General features: G+C 64.2%; 20 protein-coding genes, 1 tRNA gene, 1 other RNA gene and 1 pseudogene. 14 read left to right on the top strand and 9 right to left on the bottom strand.

Annotated elements, in window-relative coordinates:
• Positions 1-152: 152 nt before the first annotated feature.
• Entirely contained in the window at positions 153-3,113 is a 2,961-nt protein-coding gene (locus JLZ96_RS03605) for a UPF0182 family protein (protein WP_027496560.1), read from the top strand.
• 143 nt (positions 3,114-3,256) lie between these two features.
• On the opposite strand, the gene JLZ96_RS03600 is transcribed toward JLZ96_RS03605, so the two are convergent.
• Complete coding sequence (locus JLZ96_RS03600; RefSeq protein ID WP_032370731.1) at positions 3,257-3,820, bottom strand: transglycosylase family protein; 564 nt, start codon at positions 3,818-3,820, stop codon at positions 3,257-3,259.
• Positions 3,821-4,321: 501 nt separating this feature from the next.
• Between JLZ96_RS03600 and JLZ96_RS03595 the strand changes: the two genes are divergently transcribed.
• Positions 4,322-4,398: transfer RNA gene (locus JLZ96_RS03595), tRNA-Met, on the top strand.
• 106 nt (positions 4,399-4,504) lie between these two features.
• Positions 4,505-5,017: a putative immunity protein gene (locus JLZ96_RS03590; protein WP_201009507.1), complete on the top strand. Its 513-nt coding sequence runs from the start codon at positions 4,505-4,507 to the stop codon at positions 5,015-5,017.
• A gap of 2 nt (positions 5,018-5,019) precedes the next feature.
• On the opposite strand, the gene JLZ96_RS03585 is transcribed toward JLZ96_RS03590, so the two are convergent.
• Both JLZ96_RS03585 and JLZ96_RS03580 read right to left on the bottom strand, forming a co-directional pair.
• Positions 5,020-5,640, bottom strand: a complete 621-nt coding sequence (locus tag JLZ96_RS03585) for a hypothetical protein (protein WP_201009506.1) — start codon at positions 5,638-5,640, stop codon at positions 5,020-5,022.
• 5 nt (positions 5,641-5,645) lie between these two features.
• Positions 5,646-5,834 (bottom strand): hypothetical protein, encoded by a 189-nt coding sequence (locus JLZ96_RS03580; RefSeq protein ID WP_201009505.1) that lies wholly within the window; start codon positions 5,832-5,834, stop codon positions 5,646-5,648.
• A gap of 73 nt (positions 5,835-5,907) precedes the next feature.
• Here JLZ96_RS03580 and JLZ96_RS03575 point away from each other — a divergent pair, with 73 nt between their 5' ends.
• A complete protein-coding gene (locus tag JLZ96_RS03575; RefSeq protein WP_201010648.1) occupies positions 5,908-6,447 on the top strand; it encodes a GNAT family N-acetyltransferase in 540 nt (179 codons plus the stop codon).
• On the opposite strand, the pseudogene JLZ96_RS03570 reads toward JLZ96_RS03575, so the two are convergent.
• The 4 genes and pseudogenes from JLZ96_RS03570 to JLZ96_RS03555 form a co-directional block, all read right to left on the bottom strand.
• Positions 6,420-7,700, bottom strand: a pseudogene (locus JLZ96_RS03570) (RNA polymerase sigma factor). The gene JLZ96_RS03575 and the pseudogene JLZ96_RS03570 overlap by 28 nt on opposite strands.
• 16 nt (positions 7,701-7,716) lie before the next feature.
• Positions 7,717-8,061, bottom strand: coding sequence for a YciI family protein (locus JLZ96_RS03565; RefSeq protein ID WP_027496565.1), 345 nt, complete (start codon positions 8,059-8,061; stop codon positions 7,717-7,719).
• 184 nt (positions 8,062-8,245) lie between these two features.
• Positions 8,246-9,466 carry an acyl-CoA dehydrogenase family protein gene (locus JLZ96_RS03560; RefSeq protein WP_032366333.1) on the bottom strand — a complete coding sequence of 407 codons (1,221 nt, stop codon included), beginning with the start codon at positions 9,464-9,466 and terminating at the stop codon, positions 8,246-8,248.
• A gap of 44 nt (positions 9,467-9,510) precedes the next feature.
• Positions 9,511-10,920 carry an acyl-CoA dehydrogenase family protein gene (locus JLZ96_RS03555; RefSeq protein ID WP_032366564.1) on the bottom strand — a complete coding sequence of 470 codons (1,410 nt, stop codon included), beginning with the start codon at positions 10,918-10,920 and terminating at the stop codon, positions 9,511-9,513.
• A 144-nt stretch (positions 10,921-11,064) separates the two neighbouring features.
• Between JLZ96_RS03555 and JLZ96_RS03550 the strand changes: the two genes are divergently transcribed.
• Positions 11,065-11,433 (top strand): DUF1304 domain-containing protein, encoded by a 369-nt coding sequence (locus JLZ96_RS03550; RefSeq protein WP_094695466.1) that lies wholly within the window; start codon positions 11,065-11,067, stop codon positions 11,431-11,433.
• Positions 11,434-11,478: 45 nt separating this feature from the next.
• On the opposite strand, the gene hisN is transcribed toward JLZ96_RS03550, so the two are convergent.
• The gene (gene hisN / locus JLZ96_RS03545) at positions 11,479-12,270 is read right to left on the bottom strand and encodes a histidinol-phosphatase (RefSeq protein WP_032387190.1); all 792 of its coding nucleotides are present in this window, start codon (positions 12,268-12,270) and stop codon (positions 11,479-11,481) included.
• Between the two features lie 59 nt (positions 12,271-12,329).
• Complete coding sequence (locus tag JLZ96_RS03540) at positions 12,330-12,821, bottom strand: carbonic anhydrase (protein WP_027496570.1); 492 nt, start codon at positions 12,819-12,821, stop codon at positions 12,330-12,332.
• A 202-nt stretch (positions 12,822-13,023) separates the two neighbouring features.
• Between JLZ96_RS03540 and prfB the strand changes: the two genes are divergently transcribed.
• The 9 genes from prfB (at position 13,024) to ssrA (ending at position 20,581) form a co-directional block, all read left to right on the top strand.
• A complete protein-coding gene (gene prfB, locus JLZ96_RS03535) occupies positions 13,024-14,136 on the top strand; it encodes a peptide chain release factor 2 (protein ID WP_027496571.1) in 1,113 nt (370 codons plus the stop codon).
• A 3-nt stretch (positions 14,137-14,139) separates the two neighbouring features.
• Positions 14,140-15,039, top strand: a complete 900-nt coding sequence (locus tag JLZ96_RS03530; RefSeq protein ID WP_027496572.1) for a mechanosensitive ion channel family protein — start codon at positions 14,140-14,142, stop codon at positions 15,037-15,039.
• On the top strand, positions 15,036-15,485 hold the full coding sequence (locus tag JLZ96_RS03525; protein WP_027496573.1) for a hypothetical protein: 450 nt from the start codon (positions 15,036-15,038) through the stop codon (positions 15,483-15,485). Before JLZ96_RS03530 ends, JLZ96_RS03525 begins: the two co-directional genes overlap by 4 nt.
• 86 nt (positions 15,486-15,571) lie before the next feature.
• A complete protein-coding gene (gene ftsE / locus JLZ96_RS03520; protein ID WP_027496574.1) occupies positions 15,572-16,261 on the top strand; it encodes a cell division ATP-binding protein FtsE in 690 nt (229 codons plus the stop codon).
• 66 nt (positions 16,262-16,327) lie between these two features.
• The gene (ftsX, locus tag JLZ96_RS03515; protein ID WP_032366335.1) at positions 16,328-17,233 is read left to right on the top strand and encodes a permease-like cell division protein FtsX; all 906 of its coding nucleotides are present in this window, start codon (positions 16,328-16,330) and stop codon (positions 17,231-17,233) included.
• An 83-nt stretch (positions 17,234-17,316) separates the two neighbouring features.
• A complete protein-coding gene (gene smpB / locus JLZ96_RS03510; protein ID WP_027496576.1) occupies positions 17,317-17,790 on the top strand; it encodes an SsrA-binding protein SmpB in 474 nt (157 codons plus the stop codon).
• Between the two features lie 8 nt (positions 17,791-17,798).
• Positions 17,799-18,653, top strand: a complete 855-nt coding sequence (locus JLZ96_RS03505; protein ID WP_072692108.1) for a DMT family transporter — start codon at positions 17,799-17,801, stop codon at positions 18,651-18,653.
• 31 nt (positions 18,654-18,684) lie between these two features.
• Entirely contained in the window at positions 18,685-20,145 is a 1,461-nt protein-coding gene (locus tag JLZ96_RS03500; RefSeq protein WP_048320205.1) for an SDR family NAD(P)-dependent oxidoreductase, read from the top strand.
• A gap of 65 nt (positions 20,146-20,210) precedes the next feature.
• Positions 20,211-20,581: a transfer-messenger RNA gene (ssrA, locus tag JLZ96_RS03495) on the top strand.
• Positions 20,582-20,693: the final 112 nt, after the last annotated feature.

Genomic DNA, 20,693 nt, shown 5'->3' with positions numbered 1-20,693 from the left:
GACCTGCGGTCCGGCGGGGCCGCGGTACGGGCGTCACAGCCGTAGGATCAACGTACGTACAGTAGGGCGAAACGGACATGCGGCGCACGCGAGGTGCGCCGTGACAGTCATCTGCGGCGCCATCGGCGTCGCCCGAAGTTGGAGTGTGGCACGTGGGCATGAGGCCCCCCACCGGTATGCCGTCGTTGTCGCGGCGAAGCCGGATCTTGCTCGTATTGGCCTTGGTAGTAGCAGCTTTGCTGCTCATCGGTCCGCGGTTGATCGATATCTACACGAACTGGTTGTGGTTCGGAGAAGTCGACTTCCGCGGCGTCTACACCACCACTCTGTTGACCCGGTTGGTGATCTTCCTCGTCGTCTCGGTCGTCGTCGGGCTCATCGTCTTCGGCGCGCTGGTCGTCGCGTACCGCAATCGCCCGGTGTTCGTTCCAGTGGCCGGACCCAACGATCCGATCGCTCGATACCGCACCACGGTGATGAGCCGATTGCGGTTGTTCGGCATCGGAATCCCGGTCGTGTTCGGTTTCCTGTCCGGCATGATCGCGCAGACGAACTGGGTCACCGTGCAGCTGTTTCTGCATGGCGGCGACTTCGGCCAGACCGACCCGCAGTTCGGCCTGGACGTCGGGTTCTACTCGTTCGATCTGCCGTTCTACCGCTTCATCCTGAACTGGCTGTTCGTTGCCATCCTGGTTGCATTCTTCGCAAATCTGGTGACGCAGTACGTCTTCGGCGGTATTCGTCTCGCCGGCCGAGAAGGAGCGCTCACCCGTGCGGCGCGGATTCAGCTCGCTGTGCTGGCCGGCACCTTCGTCCTGCTCAAGGCCATCGCCTACTGGTTCGACCGATACACGCTGTTGTCGAGCAGTCGTAAGGAGCCGACGTTCACCGGTGCCAGCTTCACCGACATAAACGCGGTGCTGCCGGCCAAGCTGATTCTGTTGGCCATCGCAGTCATCTGCGCGATTGCCTTCTTTGCGGCCATCTTCCTTCGTGACCTCAGAATCCCTGCCTTGGCCACAGCGCTGTTGGTGTTGTCGTCGATTCTGATCGGTGCCGTCTGGCCGTTGGTGATGGAACAGTTCTCGGTTCGTCCGAACGCGGCCGACAAGGAGAGCACGTACATCGAGCGCAACATCGCGGCAACGAGGTCTGCGTACGGCTTGACCGATGACGTGGTCTCGTACCGCGACTATTCGGGTGAAGCGTCGTTGAGCCCGAGCGAAGTGGCATCGGAGTCGGCCACGATGTCGAACATCCGGTTGCTCGATCCGAACATCCTCGCGCCGACGTTCACTCAGCAGCGTCAGATCCGTAACTTCTACGGATTCCCCGACACACTGGCCGTCGACCGCTACCCGGACGCGGACGGCAACCTCCGCGACTACGTCGTCGCCGCGCGTGAGATCTCACCGCAGACTCTCGACGCGAACCAGCGTGACTGGATCAACCGCCACACCGTGTTCACGCACGGAAACGGCTTCGTTGCTGCTCCTGCCAACTCCGTCGACGAGGCTGTCGCCGACGAGTCCAGCGGCGGGCGTGGTGGTTATCCCAACTACCAGGTGAACTGGATCGAGAACAACGCCGAGGGAACCGTGCGTAAGGACGGCCCAGGTGACCTCGATCAGCCGCGCATCTACTTCGGCCCGGTCATCGCGAATTCCGACGCCGACTACTCCATCGTCGGCTCGGCCGGCGAACCCCGTGAGTACGACACTGACAGCAAGAGCTACTCCTACACCGGTGCAGCGGGTGTCGACGTCGGCAACTTCTTCAACCGACTCGTGTTCGCGAGCAAGTACGCCGAGCGCAACATCCTGTTCTCGAGTGTGATCGGTGACGAATCGAAGATTCTGTTCAACCGTGATCCCCGAGACCGTGTGCAGAAGGTCGCGCCCTGGCTCACCACCGACGGTTCGACGTACCCGGCGATCGTCGACGGCAAGCTCGTCTGGATCATCGACGGCTACACAACGCTGGACAACTTCCCGTATGCCCAGCGGATGTCGCTCGAGGATGCCACTGCCGACAGCATCGAGTCGACGACGACGCGCGCACTGCCGAGCCGGGAAGTCTCGTACATCCGGAACTCGGTCAAGGCCACCGTCGACGCTTACGACGGCACTGTCAAGCTGTACGAGCAGGACGAGAACGATCCGGTGCTCAAGGCATGGGAAGGCGTGTTCCCCGGAACGGTCATTCCGAAGAGCGAGGTGTCTCCGGAACTGCGGGATCACTTCCGGTACCCGGAGGACCTGTTCAAGGTTCAGCGTGAACTGCTGACGAAATACCACGTCAACGATCCGCGAGAGTTCTTCACCAACAACGCGTTCTGGGAGGTTCCGACCGACCCGACCGCGGAGAACACTGCCGCCAAGCAGCCTCCGTACTACGTCGTCGCGTCCGATATCTCCAACGAGGAGAACCAGGCCTCGTTCCAGCTGACCAGTGCGCTGGTGGGGTATCGCCGAGAAGTGCTGGGCGCGTATGTCAGCGCGGATTCGGATCCGGAGAACTACGGCAAGATCACCGTGCTGAGGCTGCCGACCGATACGTCCACTCAGGGCCCGAATCAGGTACAGAACCAGATGACGACCACGACGGACGTCTCCGAAAGCCTCGGCATTGTGCGCCGGGAGAACACTGTCGAGTTCGGCAATCTTCTGACCCTGCCTGTGGGCAACGGCGGTCTGATCTATGTGGAGCCGGTGTACGCCTCGCGCACCAACGAGGCGTCGGCGTATCCGCAGTTGATCCGGGTGTTGGTCTCGTACGAGGGTCGTGTCGGTTACGCCGCCACGCTGCCCGAGGCCATCGAGCAGGTGTTCGGGGCCGGTGCCGGACGGACCGTCACGGCGCCGGGGGAGACCGACGGCAGTACCCAGCCGGGTGCCGTACCCGAGACGACCCCGTCCGAGGGCGGTTCGACGCCGGCGAATCCGGCTCCGTCCACCGGTGGGTCGACCACCAGGGACGCCGCTGTCACCGGGTTGAACGACGCACTCTCCGCCGTGCGGACTGCACAGCAGAGCGGCAACCTGGCGCAGCTCGGTACCGCGCTGGAGAACCTGCAGAAGGCGGTCGACGCGTACAACGGGGCCGGTAGCTGATCGGCACTGTTCCACCGGGTTGACTGCAACGACAGAGCCGCCTCACCGAATCGGTGAGGCGGCTCTGTCGTTGTTCGCTACATCGGATGCGCTGGGCATCCACTGCGAGCGGAACGAGGCAGTTCTAGCGAACTGCCGGTGAATCAGCGTCCGATGGGCGCGAGCACTGGAGCGTTCGCAGCAGCGAAGTGCTGGAACTGGGTGCTCAGGCCGTACTGGTCTGCGAGCTTGGATGCTGCATCGAATGCGCCCTGAGCGGCCTGTGTAGCTGCTGCGACCTCGGGTGCGACGGCAGGCGCGGGGGCCGGTGCCGGTGCTGCCTGAGGAGCCGGTGCCGGTGCCGCTTCGGGCTCGGCTGCCGAGGTGCCGGTGGTCAGCTGCTGACCACAGACGGGCCATGCGCCCGGTCCCTGGCTCTGCAGGGTGTTCTCCGCGACGCGGATCTGCTCGGCCTTGGAGGCGTTGGCCGGGGATCCGGTTCCGCCGTTGGCCGTCCAGGTGCTCTGCGAGAACTGCAGGCCACCGTAGTAGCCGTTTCCGGTGTTGATGTTCCAGTTGCCACCGCTCTCGCACTGTGCGACGCCGTCCCAGTTGTGGGTGGCTGCGTTGGCGGTTCCGGCAGAAACGCCGAGCGGAATGGCGACGGCTGCGCCGGCGATGGCGGCCAATCCGAGTGCGCGCTTACCGAAGTTGTTCTGAGTGGTCATGCGGGGTGAATCCTCTCCGCGCTCGACTGGCGCGACTGGCCTGCGAATCGTTACGCCGGTGGTGATGGCGATAACAACCAGGCACTTCGTATCGTCGCGGCTCTGCCCCCGTACGTATTGGGGACCACACCCGCGGGGCAGAGCGAAAGAAGCGGCGGGGTGGTGCAAGCCCAGCGGTTTAGGGCCGTCCGTGAAGGTAGTCGAGGATTCACTCACCGTCACTGACCGGATATGGGATGCGACCCGTCCACATAGTGGGATTGGGCCCCCTGTTCGTGCAGCTCGAGCCGCATTGTGGCGGGAATGTTTCACCTTCGTGACCCGACCGTTATGTGACTCGAAACACGCAAGAAAAGAGACCCGGAGCACTATTTCGAGGGGCTGCGAACGTGCTGTTCGGGTCGGCTCGGCCGCGCGTCGAGCCTGATCGACTGGACCGAGCACCCCGTGGTCACGTGATTTGCATTCGTCGTACACGCGGGGGTAACTTCGTAGATGCAACGCGGGGTGGAGCAGCTCGGTAGCTCGCTGGGCTCATAACCCAGAGGTCGCAGGTTCAAATCCTGTCCCCGCTACCACTCGAAAAAGCCCGAGACCACACGGTCTCGGGCTTTTTTGTGCTCTGATAGCCACCGTGCAATCACGTTGGACTGCCCGATGCCCGCGCGAAGAGGGCGAGCGAGGATGATCCTGCCCGCTGTTCGAGATCCCCGGCTCGTCACCGCCCGGCGCGGGGGACTGCTGTCCGATGACGATCATCGGGCCCTGGCACTCTGGGCTGCTGCCTGTGCCGAACACGTGCTGCCCCTGTTCGAGAGCGCGGTTCCGTCGGACGCCAGACCCCGGGAAGCCATCGACGGGATCGGCGCGTGGATACGCGGCGAGCTGCCGATGATGGAGACCCGCGCCCTCGGCGGACACGCGATGGGCGCAGCGCGTCCCCTTCGCGGAGCGGCTCGATTCGCCGCCTACGCTGCGGGTCAGGCCGCATGCGTGTCGCACGTGGCCGAACACGACCTCGGAGCAGCGGCATACGCCATCAAGGCAGTTCGAGCTGCGGCACCGTCGTCGAGCGCAGCAGCCGCGGCGTATGCGGAAAATGAGTGGCAGAGGGAACAGCTGCCGGACAGCGTGCGGGCTCTGGTGTTGGAGGACCAGCACAGGAGAAACAGCATCTGCTGGTACGTGTTCGAGTAGATCTACAGAACCGTGACCGTGAAGGACTGGGTGTCGACGACCAGAGCACGAAGATCGTGCGGCCTCAGCTGATCTGCGGCAAGCAGTGACGTATCGGGACGAAACCGGATCGTGGTACCGGTCCGATCCGTAGGGGCAGTCGACACCAATTCGGTGACGGGCAACCCGTGCTGGTATCGGCGGGTCCACGAGCCCTCACTCCGACGGTTGGTGTGCTCGAGCACCTCCGACAGCGCTGCGACAGTCGACATTCCGCGGCGGGCATGTCCGTCCGCCAACAGCACTGGCTCCAGCCGGTCGAAGAAGCGAACATCTGCAGTGCTCACAACGGGCTTGCGAATTGCGAGTCCGCGGTCGAACCGTGTGTCGGTACCTCGTCCGAGGTCCGTTACATCGATCGTGCCGTCCGAGTCGAACGTGATGGTCGCGTGACCGCCTCCCTGATCCTCGGCTTCGTCCACCGCATACGCGAGGACTTCGAGAACCAGGTGCAGCACTCCACCCGGCGCGTACTCACCGGGGCGGCGTCTGATGTGCGAGAGGTGATCTCGATCGACGTCCATCGACCAGTCGTGCGTCGTGGTGGACCAAGTGCTTCGGCCGGACACGGAGGGGTCGGGCACCGACGTCAGTCCGAGACCTGCTCCCGTGCATCGTCGCTGGTGACGATGTCATCGTCGTCGGTGGTCGCAGCATCCTCCGGCTCGTCTGCGGTGAGGTCGACGGTGTCCGCGCCCTCGAGAGCCGTCAATTCCTGTTCTGCCTCTGCCATGAGGCCCTTGGCATTCTCTTCGACCTTCTTGATCCACTCGGCCATGACTGTCACCCTTCGCTCGATCGTCTACCACCGGTCTACCAGACCCGAGCCCTCTAGGATCACCGGTGTGCGAATGCAGACCCCACGACTGGTTCTCGACGAGCCTGCAGATGCAGATCTCGACGCGTTGTACGAGATCTGCAGCGATCCGCAGTCGTGGACACACTTTCCGAGCTTGCGGCACACCGATATCGGTACGACCGAACGTATGGTGCAGAACTGGACTGCGCAATGGCGTCGAGATGGATTGAGTACGTGGATCGTTCGTGAGCACGGCAGCGACATGATCAGCGGCTACGGCGGGTGTTCCATCCGACAGAATGCCTTCTGGAATCTCGGCTACCGTCTCCATCCCGACGCGCAGGGCAAGGGGTACGCCGCAGAAATGTGTCGAACCGCAGTCGAGTGCGCGTACCGAACTCGGCCCGAAATGCCGGTCGTGGCATATCTTCTCGAACACAACCTCTCCTCCGCTCGCGTGGCAGAGCGCGCCGGCCTGAAGCTGGTATCCCGTGGACCCGATATCGGCAACCCCGATCCCGAGGCCATCCGACTGGTGTACGCAGACCGACCGCTGACGGCCGATCAGGTGGATGCTGTGCTGTCCGTCTGATCCCGTGCGTCGGCAACCTCGGCCAGTCGTCTTCTCAGCAAACGCTTCTCCGGTGCCGTTCGCGCGAAATCCAGTGCTCTCCGGTAGTGCACGGCGGCCTCGTCCATCCGGCCCAGTCGGTGCAGCAGATCGGCCTTCGCCATCGCGAACGGGTGGTACCGGCGCAGGGCCGGCTCAGCGGCGATGGCGTCCAACAACTCGAGCCCGGCCTCGGGCCCTTCGGTCATTGCGACGCCGACGGCCCGGTTGAGCGCGACCACCGGTGATTGTGTGAGTGCCATCAACACGTCGTACAGAGCCACGATCTGAGGCCAGTCCGTGCTCGCGGCGTCAGCAGCCTCGTCGTGTAATGCCGCGATGGCGGCCTGAACGGAGTACGGGCCGGCCGGCCCGCGGGTCAGGGCCTCGCTCACGAGTTCCGTTCCCTCGGAGATGAACGCGGCATTCCATACGCGCCGGTCCTGATCGGCCAACAGCACGATCTCGCCGTGTTCGTCGATCCGGGCGCGGCGTCTGGCGTCGGTCAGCAACATCAGCGCCAGCAAGCCGGTCACCTCGGACGTGCCCGGCAGAGCCGCGTGCAGAACTCTGCCCATACCGATCGCTTCGTCCGAGAGATCGACGCGTCCGACTCCATCGCCGGATGTCGCCGAGTACCCCTCGGTGAAGATGGAGTAGACGACCTCGAGCACCATCGGCACTCTTTCCGCCAGCTCGTCCGGTCCTGGAACGCGAAACGGAATGCGACCCGTGCGAATCTTGTTCTTGGCCCGCACTATTCACTGTGCCGCCGTGGCCGGAGGGATGAGCAGTGCGCGCGCCACCTCTGCTGTGGACAGACCCGCGAGACACCTCAGCGTCAGGGCGAGTCGGGCCTGGGCAGCAAGAGCCGGGTGGGAGCACGTGAAGAACAGCTGGAGGCGATCGTCGGGCACACGATCGTCGAGCGCATTCGAGCCGGACGGGTTGTCGCGGTCCGAGTCGATCTGCAGTAAGGCCATTCTCGCAGCCAGTGTCTCATCGCGTCGAAGGCGGTCGACTGCCTTGCGCCGGGCTGTGGTGAGCAACCAGGCCCCTGGCTTGGCCGGTATGCCATCGATCGGCCAATGCTTCAGAGCGGCCTCGATGGCATCCGACGTCACCTCCTCGGCGAGGTCGAGGTCACGGTAGCGCTGCACCAACGACGCGAGCAGCATCGAGCGCTCGGCACGGAAGACCGATGCGATCGTTCGACTGACCTCGACCTCGCTCACCCAACGATCCCGCGCGTCAGAATTCTGCGAGCGGGCGCACGACGACGGTGCCGCCGTCCTTGGAGCCGGGGCAGCGGGCCGCCCACTCGAGCGCTGCATCGAGGTCGGGAACGTCGATGACGTCGTAACCCCCGAGTACCTCGTGCGACTCGGCATACGGGCCGTCCGTAACGGTACGTTCGCCCGTGCTCGGATCGACGCGTACCGCGGTAGCAGTGGTCAAGTCGGCCAGCGCGTGCCCGGCAACGTAGACCCCGGCCTCCTTCAGTTCCTTCTCGTACGTCATCCAGTCCTCCACACTGCTGCAGCCGGGTGCAGCACCGGGGGAGGTGTCGGCGTTGATCAACAGGATGTACTTCATGGTGCGCTCCTTGGCTCGGTACCTCGGTGTCGCGGCGCGATTCGCCGTACACGAAGACGACGATCGAGACATCACGATATCGACACCGACCCTCGACATTTCTTCCAAGCGCACGAAAGCGGCACCGGACGCACAGTCCGGTGCCGCTTGTCGATCACGTGCCGACTCGATGACGAGCCACTGTTTACTTCAGCTCGGCCGAGGACTTTCCGAGTACGCGACGGGCAACGATCAGCTGCTGGATCTGCTGCGTGCCCTCGAAGATGTCGAGAATCTTGGAGTCACGGCTCCACTTCTCGAGCAGCGGGCGCTCGGAGTAGCCGTAGGTACCGGCCAACTCGACTGCTTTGAGGGTGATGTCGACTGCGGAGCGTCCGGCCTTCGCCTTCGACATCGACGCCTGCAGCGAGTTGGGCTCCTTGTTGTCTGCCATCCATGCCGCGCGCAGTGCGAGCAGGTGCGCGGCTTCCCAGTCTGCTTCGAGTCGCAGGAATTCTGCGGCCGCCGCGTGCTGGTTGTAGGCGGGAGTCTCGTACGAGATGTCGACTCCGGCATCGACCAGGATGGACCGCAACTCCTCGAGTGCGGCACGGGCGACGCCGATCGCCATTCCAGCAACCAGAGGGCGAGTGTTGTCGAACGTCTGCATGACGCCCGCGAAGCCCTTTTCGACGTTGACCTCGGCGGTGCCGAGCAGGTTGTCCTTCGGGATGCGGCAATCCTCGAGCAGCAGGGCTGCGGTGTCGGACGCCTTGATGCCCAGCTTGTGCTCGAGGCGGGCAACCGACAGGCCCGGAGCGTCACGCGGGACGACGAACGACTTGATGGCCGCGCGGCCGAGAGACTTGTCGACCGTTGCCCACACCACGATGTGGGTGGAACGCTCACCGGCCGTGACGTAGATCTTCTCGCCGTTGAGCACCCACTCGTCGCCGTCGAGGACAGCGGTGGTGGTAACTGCTGCGGAGTCCGAGCCGAAGCTGGGCTCGGTGATGGCCATCGAAGCCCACACCTTGCCGAAGCGCTCGAGCTGCTCGTCGGTGGAGACCGCGGCGATAGCGGAGTTGCCGAGTCCCTGGTACGGGATCGACAGCGTGAGTCCGACGTCGCCCCAGCAGGTCTCGATCACGTTCACCAGAGCGGACATGTTGCCGCCGTTGGAGTTGGCTGTCTTGCTGGGCTTGGCCGACTCGCTGTCCTTCTCACGGCCACCGGCCGCTCCGCCGATTTCGCCACCGGCGTCGGACATGCCTTCGACCATGGACGCCATGGTGTCGAGCTCCACCGGGTACTCGTGCTCGGCGAGGTCGTACTTGCGGGAGATGGGGCGGAAGATCTCGGCAGCGACCTGGTGAGCCTGATTCGCCTGCGCCCGAAGCTTCTTGGGAAGTTCAAGATTGATCATCGTGTGTGTCCTTGGGTGAGTGCCATGGAATTCGGGTCGGCGAGCTAGATGAGAACGATGCCTTCGGCGACGCCGACGGACCGTAGATCGCGGTACCAGCGCTCGACCGGATGTTCCTTGGTGAAGCCGTGTCCACCGAGCAACTGCACACCGTCGGAGCCGATCTGCATTCCCTTCTCGGACGCCAGGCGGCGTGCGAGGGCCGATTCACGAGTGAACGACAGTCCCTGTTCGGCGCGCGACGCGCCACGCAGCGTGACCAACCGCATGCCGTCGAGCTCGATCGCGATGTTGGCAACCATGAAGGCCACGGCCTGGCGATTACTGATCGGCTCGCCGAACGCGACGCGCTCGTTGACGTAGGGAACGACGTAGTCGAGTACGGCCTGGCTCGTACCGACGGCCAAGGAGGCCCAGCCCAGACGGGCCAAACCGATGGCGGCGCTGTACTCGGCGGCGCGCTGGTCGGCGTCACCATCACCGAGCAGAGCCGACTCGGGCACTGCCACGTCGGTGAGGATCAGGCGACCCAGGCCCGCGGCGCGCAGACCCATGCTCGGATCCGCTTCGACGACGAGGCCCTTGGAGTCGGACTCGACGATGAAGAAAGTCGGGCGACCTTCGAGTTCCGCCGCGATGACGAACAGCTCCGAGCTGCCGGCCGCGGGTACGAGGCTCTTGACTCCGTTGAGCTTGTATCCGCTGGGCGAGCGCACTGCCTTGGTCTGCAGCGCGTACGGATCGAACAGTGCGCGGGGCTCGTTGACGACCACTGCTGCGTTCGGCACCTTCTCGCCGACGAATGCCGGAAGGTACGTCTTCTGCTGCGCATCCGTTCCCCACTGAGTGAGGGCGACAGCGACACCGCTGGGCGCGAGGATCGGCAGGGCCAGGCCCATATCGCCGTGGGCGAGAGCCTCGGCGACGAGGGAATTGGTGACCGCACCGCGCTCGCTGGCGGCACCGTCGAGTTCCTCGGGAACGTTGATGAGCGTGATGCCGAGTTCGGCCGAGCGACGAACCAGGTCCTCGGGCGAGGAGGCGTTGTGATCAGCCTCGAAGGCGGCCGGCCGGAGGATTTCCTCGGCGAACTCCTTGACCGTTTCGACGATCATGCGCTGCTCGTCGTCGGGCGTCAGGTCGAAGTAGCTCAGGTTTTTCGCGGCACCGTCGTCGAGACGCTTGGGCTTGCCGCCTCCGGTGACCTTGGCGAACGTACGGTTGGCGGCACCGAGCGTCTTGAACCCGGTTTTGGTGCTCTCGTAGGTGACGCGGTCGATCGTCTGTCGGAGGTTGTACTTCTCCGCCAGTTCGGACCCGGTGATGGCCGTCAGAACGCGCATGGCGGTTCCGATCGCATCTCTCTTGAACGGGTTGAGGCCAACCGCAGAAGTATCGCGGGGCACCTTGGGGGCCTTCGCGTCGACCACACTGTCTTGCTTGCTCATGATCACCAGTTCCTCGGCGTCGGGCACGGACTTCACCGATCTTACTCCCGAGTAAGTTAGCTGTCTACTGTCGAGTAAGTACTGGTGGCGCACAACACCGTGGCGGGTCTTTCGTATCCTGCGTCGTACCGATGTGACAGGCTGTTTCCTGTGCATCCGATAGCTCAGGTCTTCGCCGCCCTCGCCGCGGTACTCCATGTCGTCATCTTCGTCATGGAAAGCGTGCTCTGGTCCAAGCCGGCCGTGTGGGCGAAGTTCGGTGTCGCCAGTCAGAACGACGCAGACATCACCAAACCGATGGCCTTCAATCAGGGGTTCTACAACCTGTTTCTCGGCATCGGCATCGTGGTCGGCCTCATCGTGGGCGGTTCGGCCGGCGACGCGATCGTCTACTTCGCATGCGCCAGCATCGTCGGCGCGGCTCTGGTGCTCGCCACCGGCGGAGCGAAGTACTTCCGGCCCGCGTTCGTGCAGGGAATCACTCCGCTCCTGGCCCTGGTCCTGGCCGCAGTCCTCTGACTCCGCGCTGCTCTCACGGTCCGTCTCCGGTGAGTGCCGACCGAATCACACAGCGGGGGAGAGGCGGCCGAGGATGTCCTGGTGCAGCAGCCCGTTCGTGGCTACCGCGCTCCCGCCGTGCGGCCCGACGCGTCCATCGAGCGAGGTGAACGTCCCGCCCGCCTCGCGCACCAGAACATCGAGTGCCGCCAGATCCCACAAGGAGACCTCCGGCTCGGCGGCGATGTCGAGGGCTCCTTCGGCGAGCAGGCAGTACGAGAAGAAATCGCCGTAGGCGCGAACTCGCCACACGTCATCGGTCAGTCCGACGAAGCGGTCTCTCGTTCCGAGGTCGGCCCAGCCGGACAGGCTGGAGAAGCTCAGGCTGGACGCGGCCAGTGAATCGACTTTCGACACGTGGATTCGACGGGCGGTTTCGTCGCCGACGCTCGTCCACGATCCCAGCTGCTCGGCGGCCCACCATCGGCGATGCAGCGCCGGGGCGCTGACCACTCCGACTGCGGGGACGCCGTCCTCGAGCAGCGCGATCAGCGTTGCCCACACGGGTACGCCGCGCACGAAGTTCTTGGTGCCGTCGATCGGATCGACGACCCATTGGCGGCCGCTGAACGTAGCCGTGCCACCGAACTCCTCGCCGAGCAGAGCATCGTCGGGACGCTCCGATCCGAGCTGCGCCCGAATCATCGTTTCCACGGCCAGGTCTGCGTCGCTGACCGGTGTGAGATCCGGCTTCGAGTCCACCGTCAGGTCCATGGCGAGGAATCGTCCACGGGTGATGACGTCGGCTTCGTCGGCGAGCCGGAGGGCGAGATGCAGATCGGCAGAGTAGTCGGTCACCGCAGAAGACTATCGCCGCGCACGGGCCTGCTCGCACGCGGCAATATGGGTGGCCGGGCCTATCCGGTGACTTCGTTCAACTTTCCGGTGGCAACATCGAAGACGAACCCGCGAAGCGACTCGTGCTTCGTGACGAACGGGCTGAGCTCGATGCGCGCCAAGGACTGCCGAACGTCGCGGTTCAGATCGGGGAACGACTCGGCAGCCCAGTTGGGCTTCAGACCCGTTTCTTCCTGGAGGTCGTTCTTGAACTCGTCGTCGGTGAACGTGAGCATGCCGCAATCGGTGTGGTGGATCAGGATGATCTCCTTGGTGCCGAGCAGCCGCTGGCTGATGGCCAGTGAACGAATCTCGTCGTCGGTGATCACCCCACCCGCATTGCGGATCACGTGTGCTTCCCCGTCTGCCAGGCCGAGAATCCGATAGACGTCGAGCCGGGCATCCATGCACGCGACCACCGCGACGTGCTTCGACGGCGGCAGCGGTAGGGGACCGTCGAACTGGGCGGCGTATGCCTTGTTGTTCTCGAGGTACTGGTCGGTGACGGTCATACGAGACTCCTCTGTCCATCGAATGTCGCTGGCACCGTGCGGCGGCAGGGATGTCGACCTGCGCATATGCCGACTCGTCGAAAGCTAACAGCGGACGAGGTGCCCGAACAGGGTTCGAATCAGCACGGTTCGAACCCCTGGATGACCATGCGTCTTCGGGGGCGGTCGGGGACGGGTTCGTGTGCCGGTAACCTTGACTCTCGTGCATCCCGACGTTTCTGCAGACCTCGCCGAGCTCGACACCACTCTGTCCACAGTCGAGTCCGTTCTCGACGTCGAGGAGCTGCGGCGACGCATCGACGAGCTGGAACATCAGGCCGCCTCACCCGACCTGTGGAACGACCAGGAACACGCTCAGCAGGTGACCAGCCAGCTCTCCCATGCGCAGGCCGAACTGCGCCGCGTCGAGGAGCTCCGGCAGCGCCTCGAGGACATGCCGGTTCTGTACGAGTTGGCCGAGGGCGAAGAGGGCGAGGCCGCCGCGTCCGCCACCGCTGACGCCGACGCCGAACGCGCCTCGCTCCGAGAGGACATCGCTGCCATGGAAGTTCGAACGCTGCTGTCCGGTGAGTACGACGCCCGCGACGCCCTCGTGAACATTCGCTCCGGTGCCGGCGGAATCGACGCCGCCGACTGGGCGGAAATGCTCATGCGCATGTACATCCGCTGGGCCGAGAAGCACGGGTACGGCGTCGAGGTCTACGACACGTCCTACGCCGAAGAAGCCGGAATCAAGAGCGCGACGTTCGCCGTCAAGGCCCCGTACACCTACGGAACGCTGTCGGTCGAGCAAGGCACGCACCGGCTCGTCCGGATCAGCCCGTTCGACAACCAGGGTCGACGCCAGACGTCGTTCGCGGAGGTCGAGGTGCTTCCGGTCGTCGAGACCACCGACCACATCGAAATCCCCGAGAACGACATTCGGGTCGACGTCTATCGCTCGTCCGGGCCAGGTGGGCAGTCGGTCAACACCACCGACTCCGCCGTCCGGTTGACGCATATTCCGACCGGAATCGTCGTGACCTGCCAGAACGAGAAGTCGCAGCTGCAGAACAAGGTGTCGGCCATGCGCGTGCTGCAGGCCAAGCTGCTCGAGGTCAAGCGCAAGGAAGAGCGGGCCGAGATGGACGCGCTCAAGGGTGACGGCGGCAGCTCCTGGGGTAATCAGATGCGCTCGTACGTGCTGCACCCGTACCAGATGGTCAAAGACTTGCGTACCGAGTACGAGGTCAACAATCCGTCTACTGTTCTCGATGGAGACATCGACGGCTTCCTGGAATCGGGAATTCGCTGGCGAATGCGAGGGGAGCAGTAACCGATGACGGCCTGGCTCAACGTGACGCCCGAGGTCAAGCTCAACGGCCTCGGAATCGTGCTGTATATCCTCGGCGGGCTACTGGCCGCGCGGTTCGTCACGTGGACCGGATCTCGAATCACTGCCCGCATCGACCAGAACTACCAGCACAGCGACGCGCTCGTCCGGTCGGAGGCCGCCAAACACCGTCATGCCCTGGCGCAGGTCATCACCTGGGTGCTGGTCACGCTCATCTACATCCTGGTCACCATCGAGGTGCTGCGCCGGTTCGGCTTCGGGGTCGGTGGACTCGTGGCACCCGCAACTGTCATCGGTGCAGCCCTCGGCTTCGGTGCTCAGCGCGTGGTGCAAGACATCCTGGCCGGCTTCTTCATCATCACCGAGCGCCAGTACGGCTTCGGTGACGTGGTGCAGATCGCCGTCAACGGCTCCGCCGAGGATGCCGAGGGCACCGTCGAGGACGTCACGCTCCGAGTGACACGGGTCCGTAGCGTCGACGGCGAGGTCATCACCGTGCCGAACGGGCAGATCGTCAAGGCGATCAACCTGTCCAAGGATTGGGCTCGCGCCGTCGTCGACGTTCCGGTCCCCAGTACCGCCGATCTGACTCAGGTGAATGCGCTTCTGCGTGCGGTCGGCCGCGATGCGTTCGCAGATTCACACTTGCGTCCGCTCCTACTCGACGAACCGACCGTGATGGGCGTGGAGAGCATCGAGGTGGGGCAGGTCAACGTGCGCTTGGTCGCGCGGACGCTGCCGGGCAAGCAATTCCAGGTGGGACGAGAGCTGCGTGTGAGAGTTGCCGCGGCGCTGCAGCCCGAGGGCATCAACGTTGCCCCCGACGTCAGCACGGCCGGGGTTGCACCGGAATCATCGGGACGAGATCGAACGGAAGACCAGTGAGTACACCCGATACCGGAACCGAACGCTCGCAACGAAATTGGCGGCAGTGGCGCATTCCGGCCAAGATCTACGGCCGCGTCCGAACCTCCACCGTGGCGTTCGGAATCTGCTTCGTGCTCACCGCTCTGCTGTACGGGCAGGTCAGCGCAGATATCGCCGAGAGGAACGGGGAAGCGGTTCAGGGGCCGGTTGCGGTGAGCCCGGACGAGCTCACGCAACCGAGCGAATCGCAGACGTACGTACCGACCCCCTCACGTCTGTCGACCACCACCACACCCAGCACGACCACCGACCCGGAGTCGTCGACGAGCGCCGACGACACCGGTACCCAGTCGACGACGACCACCGCCCCGCCGACCACGACGACTGCCCCGTTCGGCGTGCCCATCCCGCCGGCGATTCAGTCGCTCATCCCGTCCCGGCCTGCACCGACGTCGTCGCGCTGAGGCATCCTTTACCGGCCCTCGGGACTCGCCGCGGCACCCGCTCGCTTCCGGCGGTTACCGACGGGTAAGGACTACACTGGCGACCCGTGATCAGCACCTCGAATGTGTCCAAGTCCTACAAGACCTCGACCAGGCCCGCTCTGGACAAGGTGACGGTCTCCATCGACAAAGGCGAGTTCGTGTTTCTGATCGGGCCCTCGGGTTCGGGTAAGTCGACATTCATGCGCTTACTGCTCAAGGAAGAGACGCCGACGTCCGGCGATATCCACGTAGCGGATTTTCACGTCAACCGGCTCGCTGCTCGTCGCGTCCCGCGGCTACGACAGAGCATGGGGTGCGTGTTCCAGGACTTCCGACTGCTGCAGCAGAAGACCGTGGTGGAAAACGTCGCGTTCGCGCTCGAGGTGATCGGCAAGCCTCGATCGATGATCAAGCGCACTGTTCCCGAGGTGCTGGATCTGGTGGGACTCGGCGGCAAGTCCGACCGTCTGCCCAACGAGTTGTCCGGTGGTGAGCAGCAGCGTGTGGCGATCGCCAGGGCGTTCGTCAATCGACCGCTGGTGCTGCTCGCCGACGAGCCGACCGGAAACCTCGATCCGGACACCAGTCAGGACATCATGCTGCTGCTCGAGCGCATCAATCGCACCGGAACCACCGTGCTGATGGCGACCCACGACAACCACATCGTCGATTCCATGCGTCGACGCGTCGTGGAACTGGACAACGGACGAGTCGTTCGTGACGAGGCCCGAGGGGTCTACGGCGTCGGCCGCTGACGCCGACCACCGAACTCGACCGCTCAGACTTCTCGACCGAACGAATCGAAGGGCTCGGATTCCGCGATGCGCGCAAGTTTCATCTTCAGTGAGGTCTTCACCGGGCTTCGCCGCAACATCACCATGACGATCGCCATGATCTTGACGACCGCGATTTCCCTCGGTCTGTTCGGCGGCGGATTGCTCGTGGTGCAGATGGCAGGAAAGACCCAGCAGATCTTCCTCGACCGGGTGGAGGTGCAGATCTTCCTCACCGACGACATCTCTGCCACCGACGCAGATTGTGCCCAGGAGACGTGCGCTACGTTGCGCTCGGATCTCGAGAACACACCCTCCGTGGTCTCGGTGCAGTACCTCAACCGCGAGGACGCTGTGAAGGACGCGACCGAGCGAGTGTTCAAGGACCAACCCGAACTGGCCGAGTTGGTCAGTGCCGACAGTTTCCCGGCCTCGTTCAAGGTGCGTCTGAGCGACCCGGAGCGATTCGGAGTGATCAACGACAACTTCGAGAACCGTCCGGGTGTGCAGAGCGTGCTCAACCAGCGAGACCTGGTGGAGCGGTTGTTCAGCGTCCTGAACGGAGTACGCAACGCAGCGTTCGCGATTGCCACCGTGCAGGCGATCGCTGCGATCCTCCTGATCGCCAACATGGTCCAGATCGCTGCGTTCACCAGACGAACCGAGGTCGGAATCATGCGGCTGGTCGGTGCCACCCGGTGGTACACCCAGCTGCCGTTCCTCCTCGAAGCCGTGGTCGCAGCTCTGGTCGGTTCGGCGCTGGCGATTGCCGGGCTGTTCACCGCGAAGAACATGTTCATCGACGACGTCCTCTCCGACGTCTATCAAGCCAACATTCTGGCTCGGATATCGAACAGTGACGTGCTGTTGGTCTCGCCGTTCCTGGCACTCGTCGGAGTGGGAATGGCGGCGGTCACCGCCTACATCACATTGCGCCTCTACGTGCGCGAATAAATTCGGTTGCCGATCGGTTCTATGCTGGAGCGGTTGCCGATGAGGCGGCGTCACGCATCGAACGCTCGAGAAAGGGCCCTGCAGTGAGAGAGAAGGGCCGCAAGGCCATTGCGACCAATCGCAAGGCACGGCACAACTACTCCATACTCGACGTCGTCGAGGCCGGAGTCGCGCTCGTCGGCACCGAGGTCAAGAGCCTGCGCGACGGCAAGGCCTCCCTCGTCGACGCCTTCGCGACCGTCGACGACGGCGAGATCTGGCTGCGCGGGCTGCACATCGCGGAATACACGCTCGGAAGTTGGACCAACCATGCGCCGCGTCGAAACCGCAAACTTCTTCTCCATCGTCGCGAGATCGACCGCCTGGCCGGCAAGGTCAAAGAGGGAAACCTGACGTTGGTACCGCTGTCGATGTACTTCTCGGACGGCAAGGTCAAGGTCGAACTGGCGTTGGCCAAGGGCAAGCAGGATTACGACAAGAGACAGTCGTTGGCCAAGCGCACCGCCGAACGCGAAGTCACTCGTGAGCTCGGGCGTCGAGTGAAGGGCATGCGCTGACCGCTGTCCTGCTCGCTCTGGTAGCTGCCGTGGGCTACGGGGTGAGCGATTTCGTCGGCGGTGTCGCGTCCCGTCGAGTCGCAGCCCTGCGGGTGGTCATCGTGTCCTACCCGCTGTCGCTCGTCATCGTGTTGCTCGTCGCTCCGTTCGTCGGCGGGACCATCGAACTCCCCGCGATGCTGTGGGGCCTGGCGTCGGGTGTGGCGGGCGGCGTCGCCGTGTGGTGGTTCTATCTCGCGCTCGCGGCCGGGCCGATGGCGGTGGTGTCCCCGGTGACGGCTGTGTTGGTCGCCGGGATCCCGGTTCTGGTCGGGTTGTCGATGGGTGAGCGTCCCGGCGTCATCGCCTTCGTGGGCATCGCCGTTGCCCTGGTGGCCGTCGTGCTGGTCAGCAAGGAGTCACCGGACGAGGTGACCGGCGAGGTCGCGGGCGGCCGCGACATGAAGTTCACCCGCACCGTGGCCTGGCTGACGGTCGGGTCGGGTGTGACGTTCGCCTTCGCCTTCATCTTCCTGCATCAGATCGGTGACGGCAGTGGGCTGTGGCCCCTCGCGGCGTCCCGCGCATCGGCCACCGCGGTGGTCTGGGCAGTCGCGTTGGCATCGGGGCATTTCGCACCGCCACACGGCAGCGTGCTCAAACTTGCCGCGTTCGTCAGCGTGCTCGACGTGGTCGCCAACGCCGCGATGATCTACGCGTACGAGGGCGGTCTGCTGTCGTTGGTGAGCGTCATCGCCTCGCTGTATCCGGCTGCGACGGTGTTGCTGGCGATGGTGATGCTCGGCGAACGGGTCGGCGCACTGCAGAAGGTGGGAATGGCGTTGGCGCTCGGGGCAATCGCGATGATCGCGCTCGCGGGTTGAACTTGCCCGCGCACGGGTAATGAACCCGTTTATGACTGCTTCCGGTTCTACCTCCGATGTCCCCACATCCGAGAACGCGTCGTCTCGGCCGCGTGTGCTGGTCACCGGTGCCACCGGATATCTGGGCGGTCGTCTGGCACCGCGTCTGCTCGACGAGGGCTACCGGGTCCGTGTGTTGGCTCGGACCCCGAGCAAGCTCGACAACGTTCCGTGGGCGGCGGACGTCGAGATCGTCCAGGGTGACCTCAGTGATCGGGAGTCACTGAAGGAGGCGCTCAGCGACGTCGACGTCATGTACTACCTGGTGCACTCGATGGGCACCGCGGGCCATTCCGATTTTGCCGACACCGAACGCGACAGCGCCGAGAACGTAGCCACCGTCGCTGCGGATTGCGGCGTCGGTCGCATCGTGTACCTCGGGGGCCTGCATCCGCCGACGGGAGAGCTGTCGCCACACCTGAAGTCACGCGCCGAGGTCGGTCGTATTCTGATCGAGTCGGGTGTCCCGACGATCGTGCTGCAGGCGGGCGTCGTCATCGGGTCCGGTTCGGCCTCGTTCGAGATGATTCGCCACCTGACCAATCGGTTGCCGGTGATGACCACCCCACGGTGGGTACACAACCGTATTCAGCCGATTGCCGTACGCGACGTGCTGCACTACCTCATCGGGGCCGCGAGCGCTCCGGTCACCGAGTCCCGCACGTACGACATCGGCGGGCCGGACGTCATGCAGTACGGCGAGATGATGAACATCTACGCCGACGTCGCCGGTCTGCGGCAGCGTCGCATCATCGTGCTGCCGGTGTTGACGCCTCGCCTGGCCGGTCACTGGATCGGGTTGGTGACGCCGATTCCGCGCGGATTGGCGATGCCGCTCATCGAATCGTTGCAGTACGACGCCGTCGGTCACGAAATGGATATCGACGCCGTCGTTCCACGTCCGGCCGAAGGCTTGACGGGCTACCGAGATTCGGTGCGTCTGGCTCTACGCAAGATCGACGACGGCGAAGTCGAGACACGGTGGACCGACGCCACCGGAACTGCGGCCCCGTCGGATCCGCTGCCCTCCGACCCTGATTGGGCTGGAGAGGTCGTCTACACCGATACCCGGGTGGCCCGAAGCAGCGCGCGTTCGAGCACCATTCGGCCCGCGCTCGAACGATTGGCCGACGCCGAGGTGCTCACCGGTTGGCACCGTGACGCCACGGGGCCGGATGCGTCCGCCTCGGGAACCGAACACACCACCCGGCTGAAGTCGTCACGACGGCTGCCGGGAGAGGCGTGGTTGGATCTCACGGTCGGTGGAACCGCCAAGCAGCCGACGATCGAACAGCGACTCGTGTTCTTTCCTCGCGGACTGGCCGGGCGAGCCGTGTGGTACGCGTCGTTGCCCGTACGCAGGGCCGTTGCTCGTCGAATGCTGCGCACAGTAGTGGAACGAGTCGAGTCCGACGCCGGTGCAGCCGCGGCGCAGGGACCTGCCGGCCGTTAACGGGATGAATATGGCCGATCGACGCGTTACACTGAACAGCCCGGACACGGTGTTCGGGAACATACGGGGCTGAACGGTTTCGACTTTGTATGTTGAGTCAGGGGAAGCGTGTCGGTGCAGGCGAGAGACCACCGTAAGCGTCATCGCAACCTTATAAGCGCCGATTCCAATCAGCGCGACTACGCACTCGCTGCCTAAGTAGCGACTGCGTGTCTGTCAGTCCGGGCTTGCCCTCGGCCCGGGTACTGGCATCAGCTAGAGGGCTCACCGATTCATCCGGCCGCGGGATGATGAGGAACATCAAACAGTGGCTGGGATCGTCATCCTGACTTGTTCGCGAGATCGGGAGATCCAAGTAGAGGCATAGCGGACTGCACACGGAGAAGCCCTGGCAATGCAGCAGAGGACCCGGGTTCGATTCCCGGCAGCTCCACTGTGAAGGCCGGGCCGAGAGACTTTCTCTCGGCCCGGTCTTTTTTTGTGTCGGACACCTCACAGACACTGCTGTCGACCCGGTCCCACCCGGAGGGGGCTCGGTGCCGAATAGA

Origin of the sequence: Rhodococcus sp. NKCM2511, assembly GCF_014905595.1 — a bacterium.
Classification (GTDB): Bacteria; Actinomycetota; Actinomycetes; order Mycobacteriales; family Mycobacteriaceae; genus Rhodococcoides; species Rhodococcoides fascians.
Note: the sequence above shows the minus strand (reverse complement) of the source record. Positions and strands in the feature narration are given on the sequence as shown.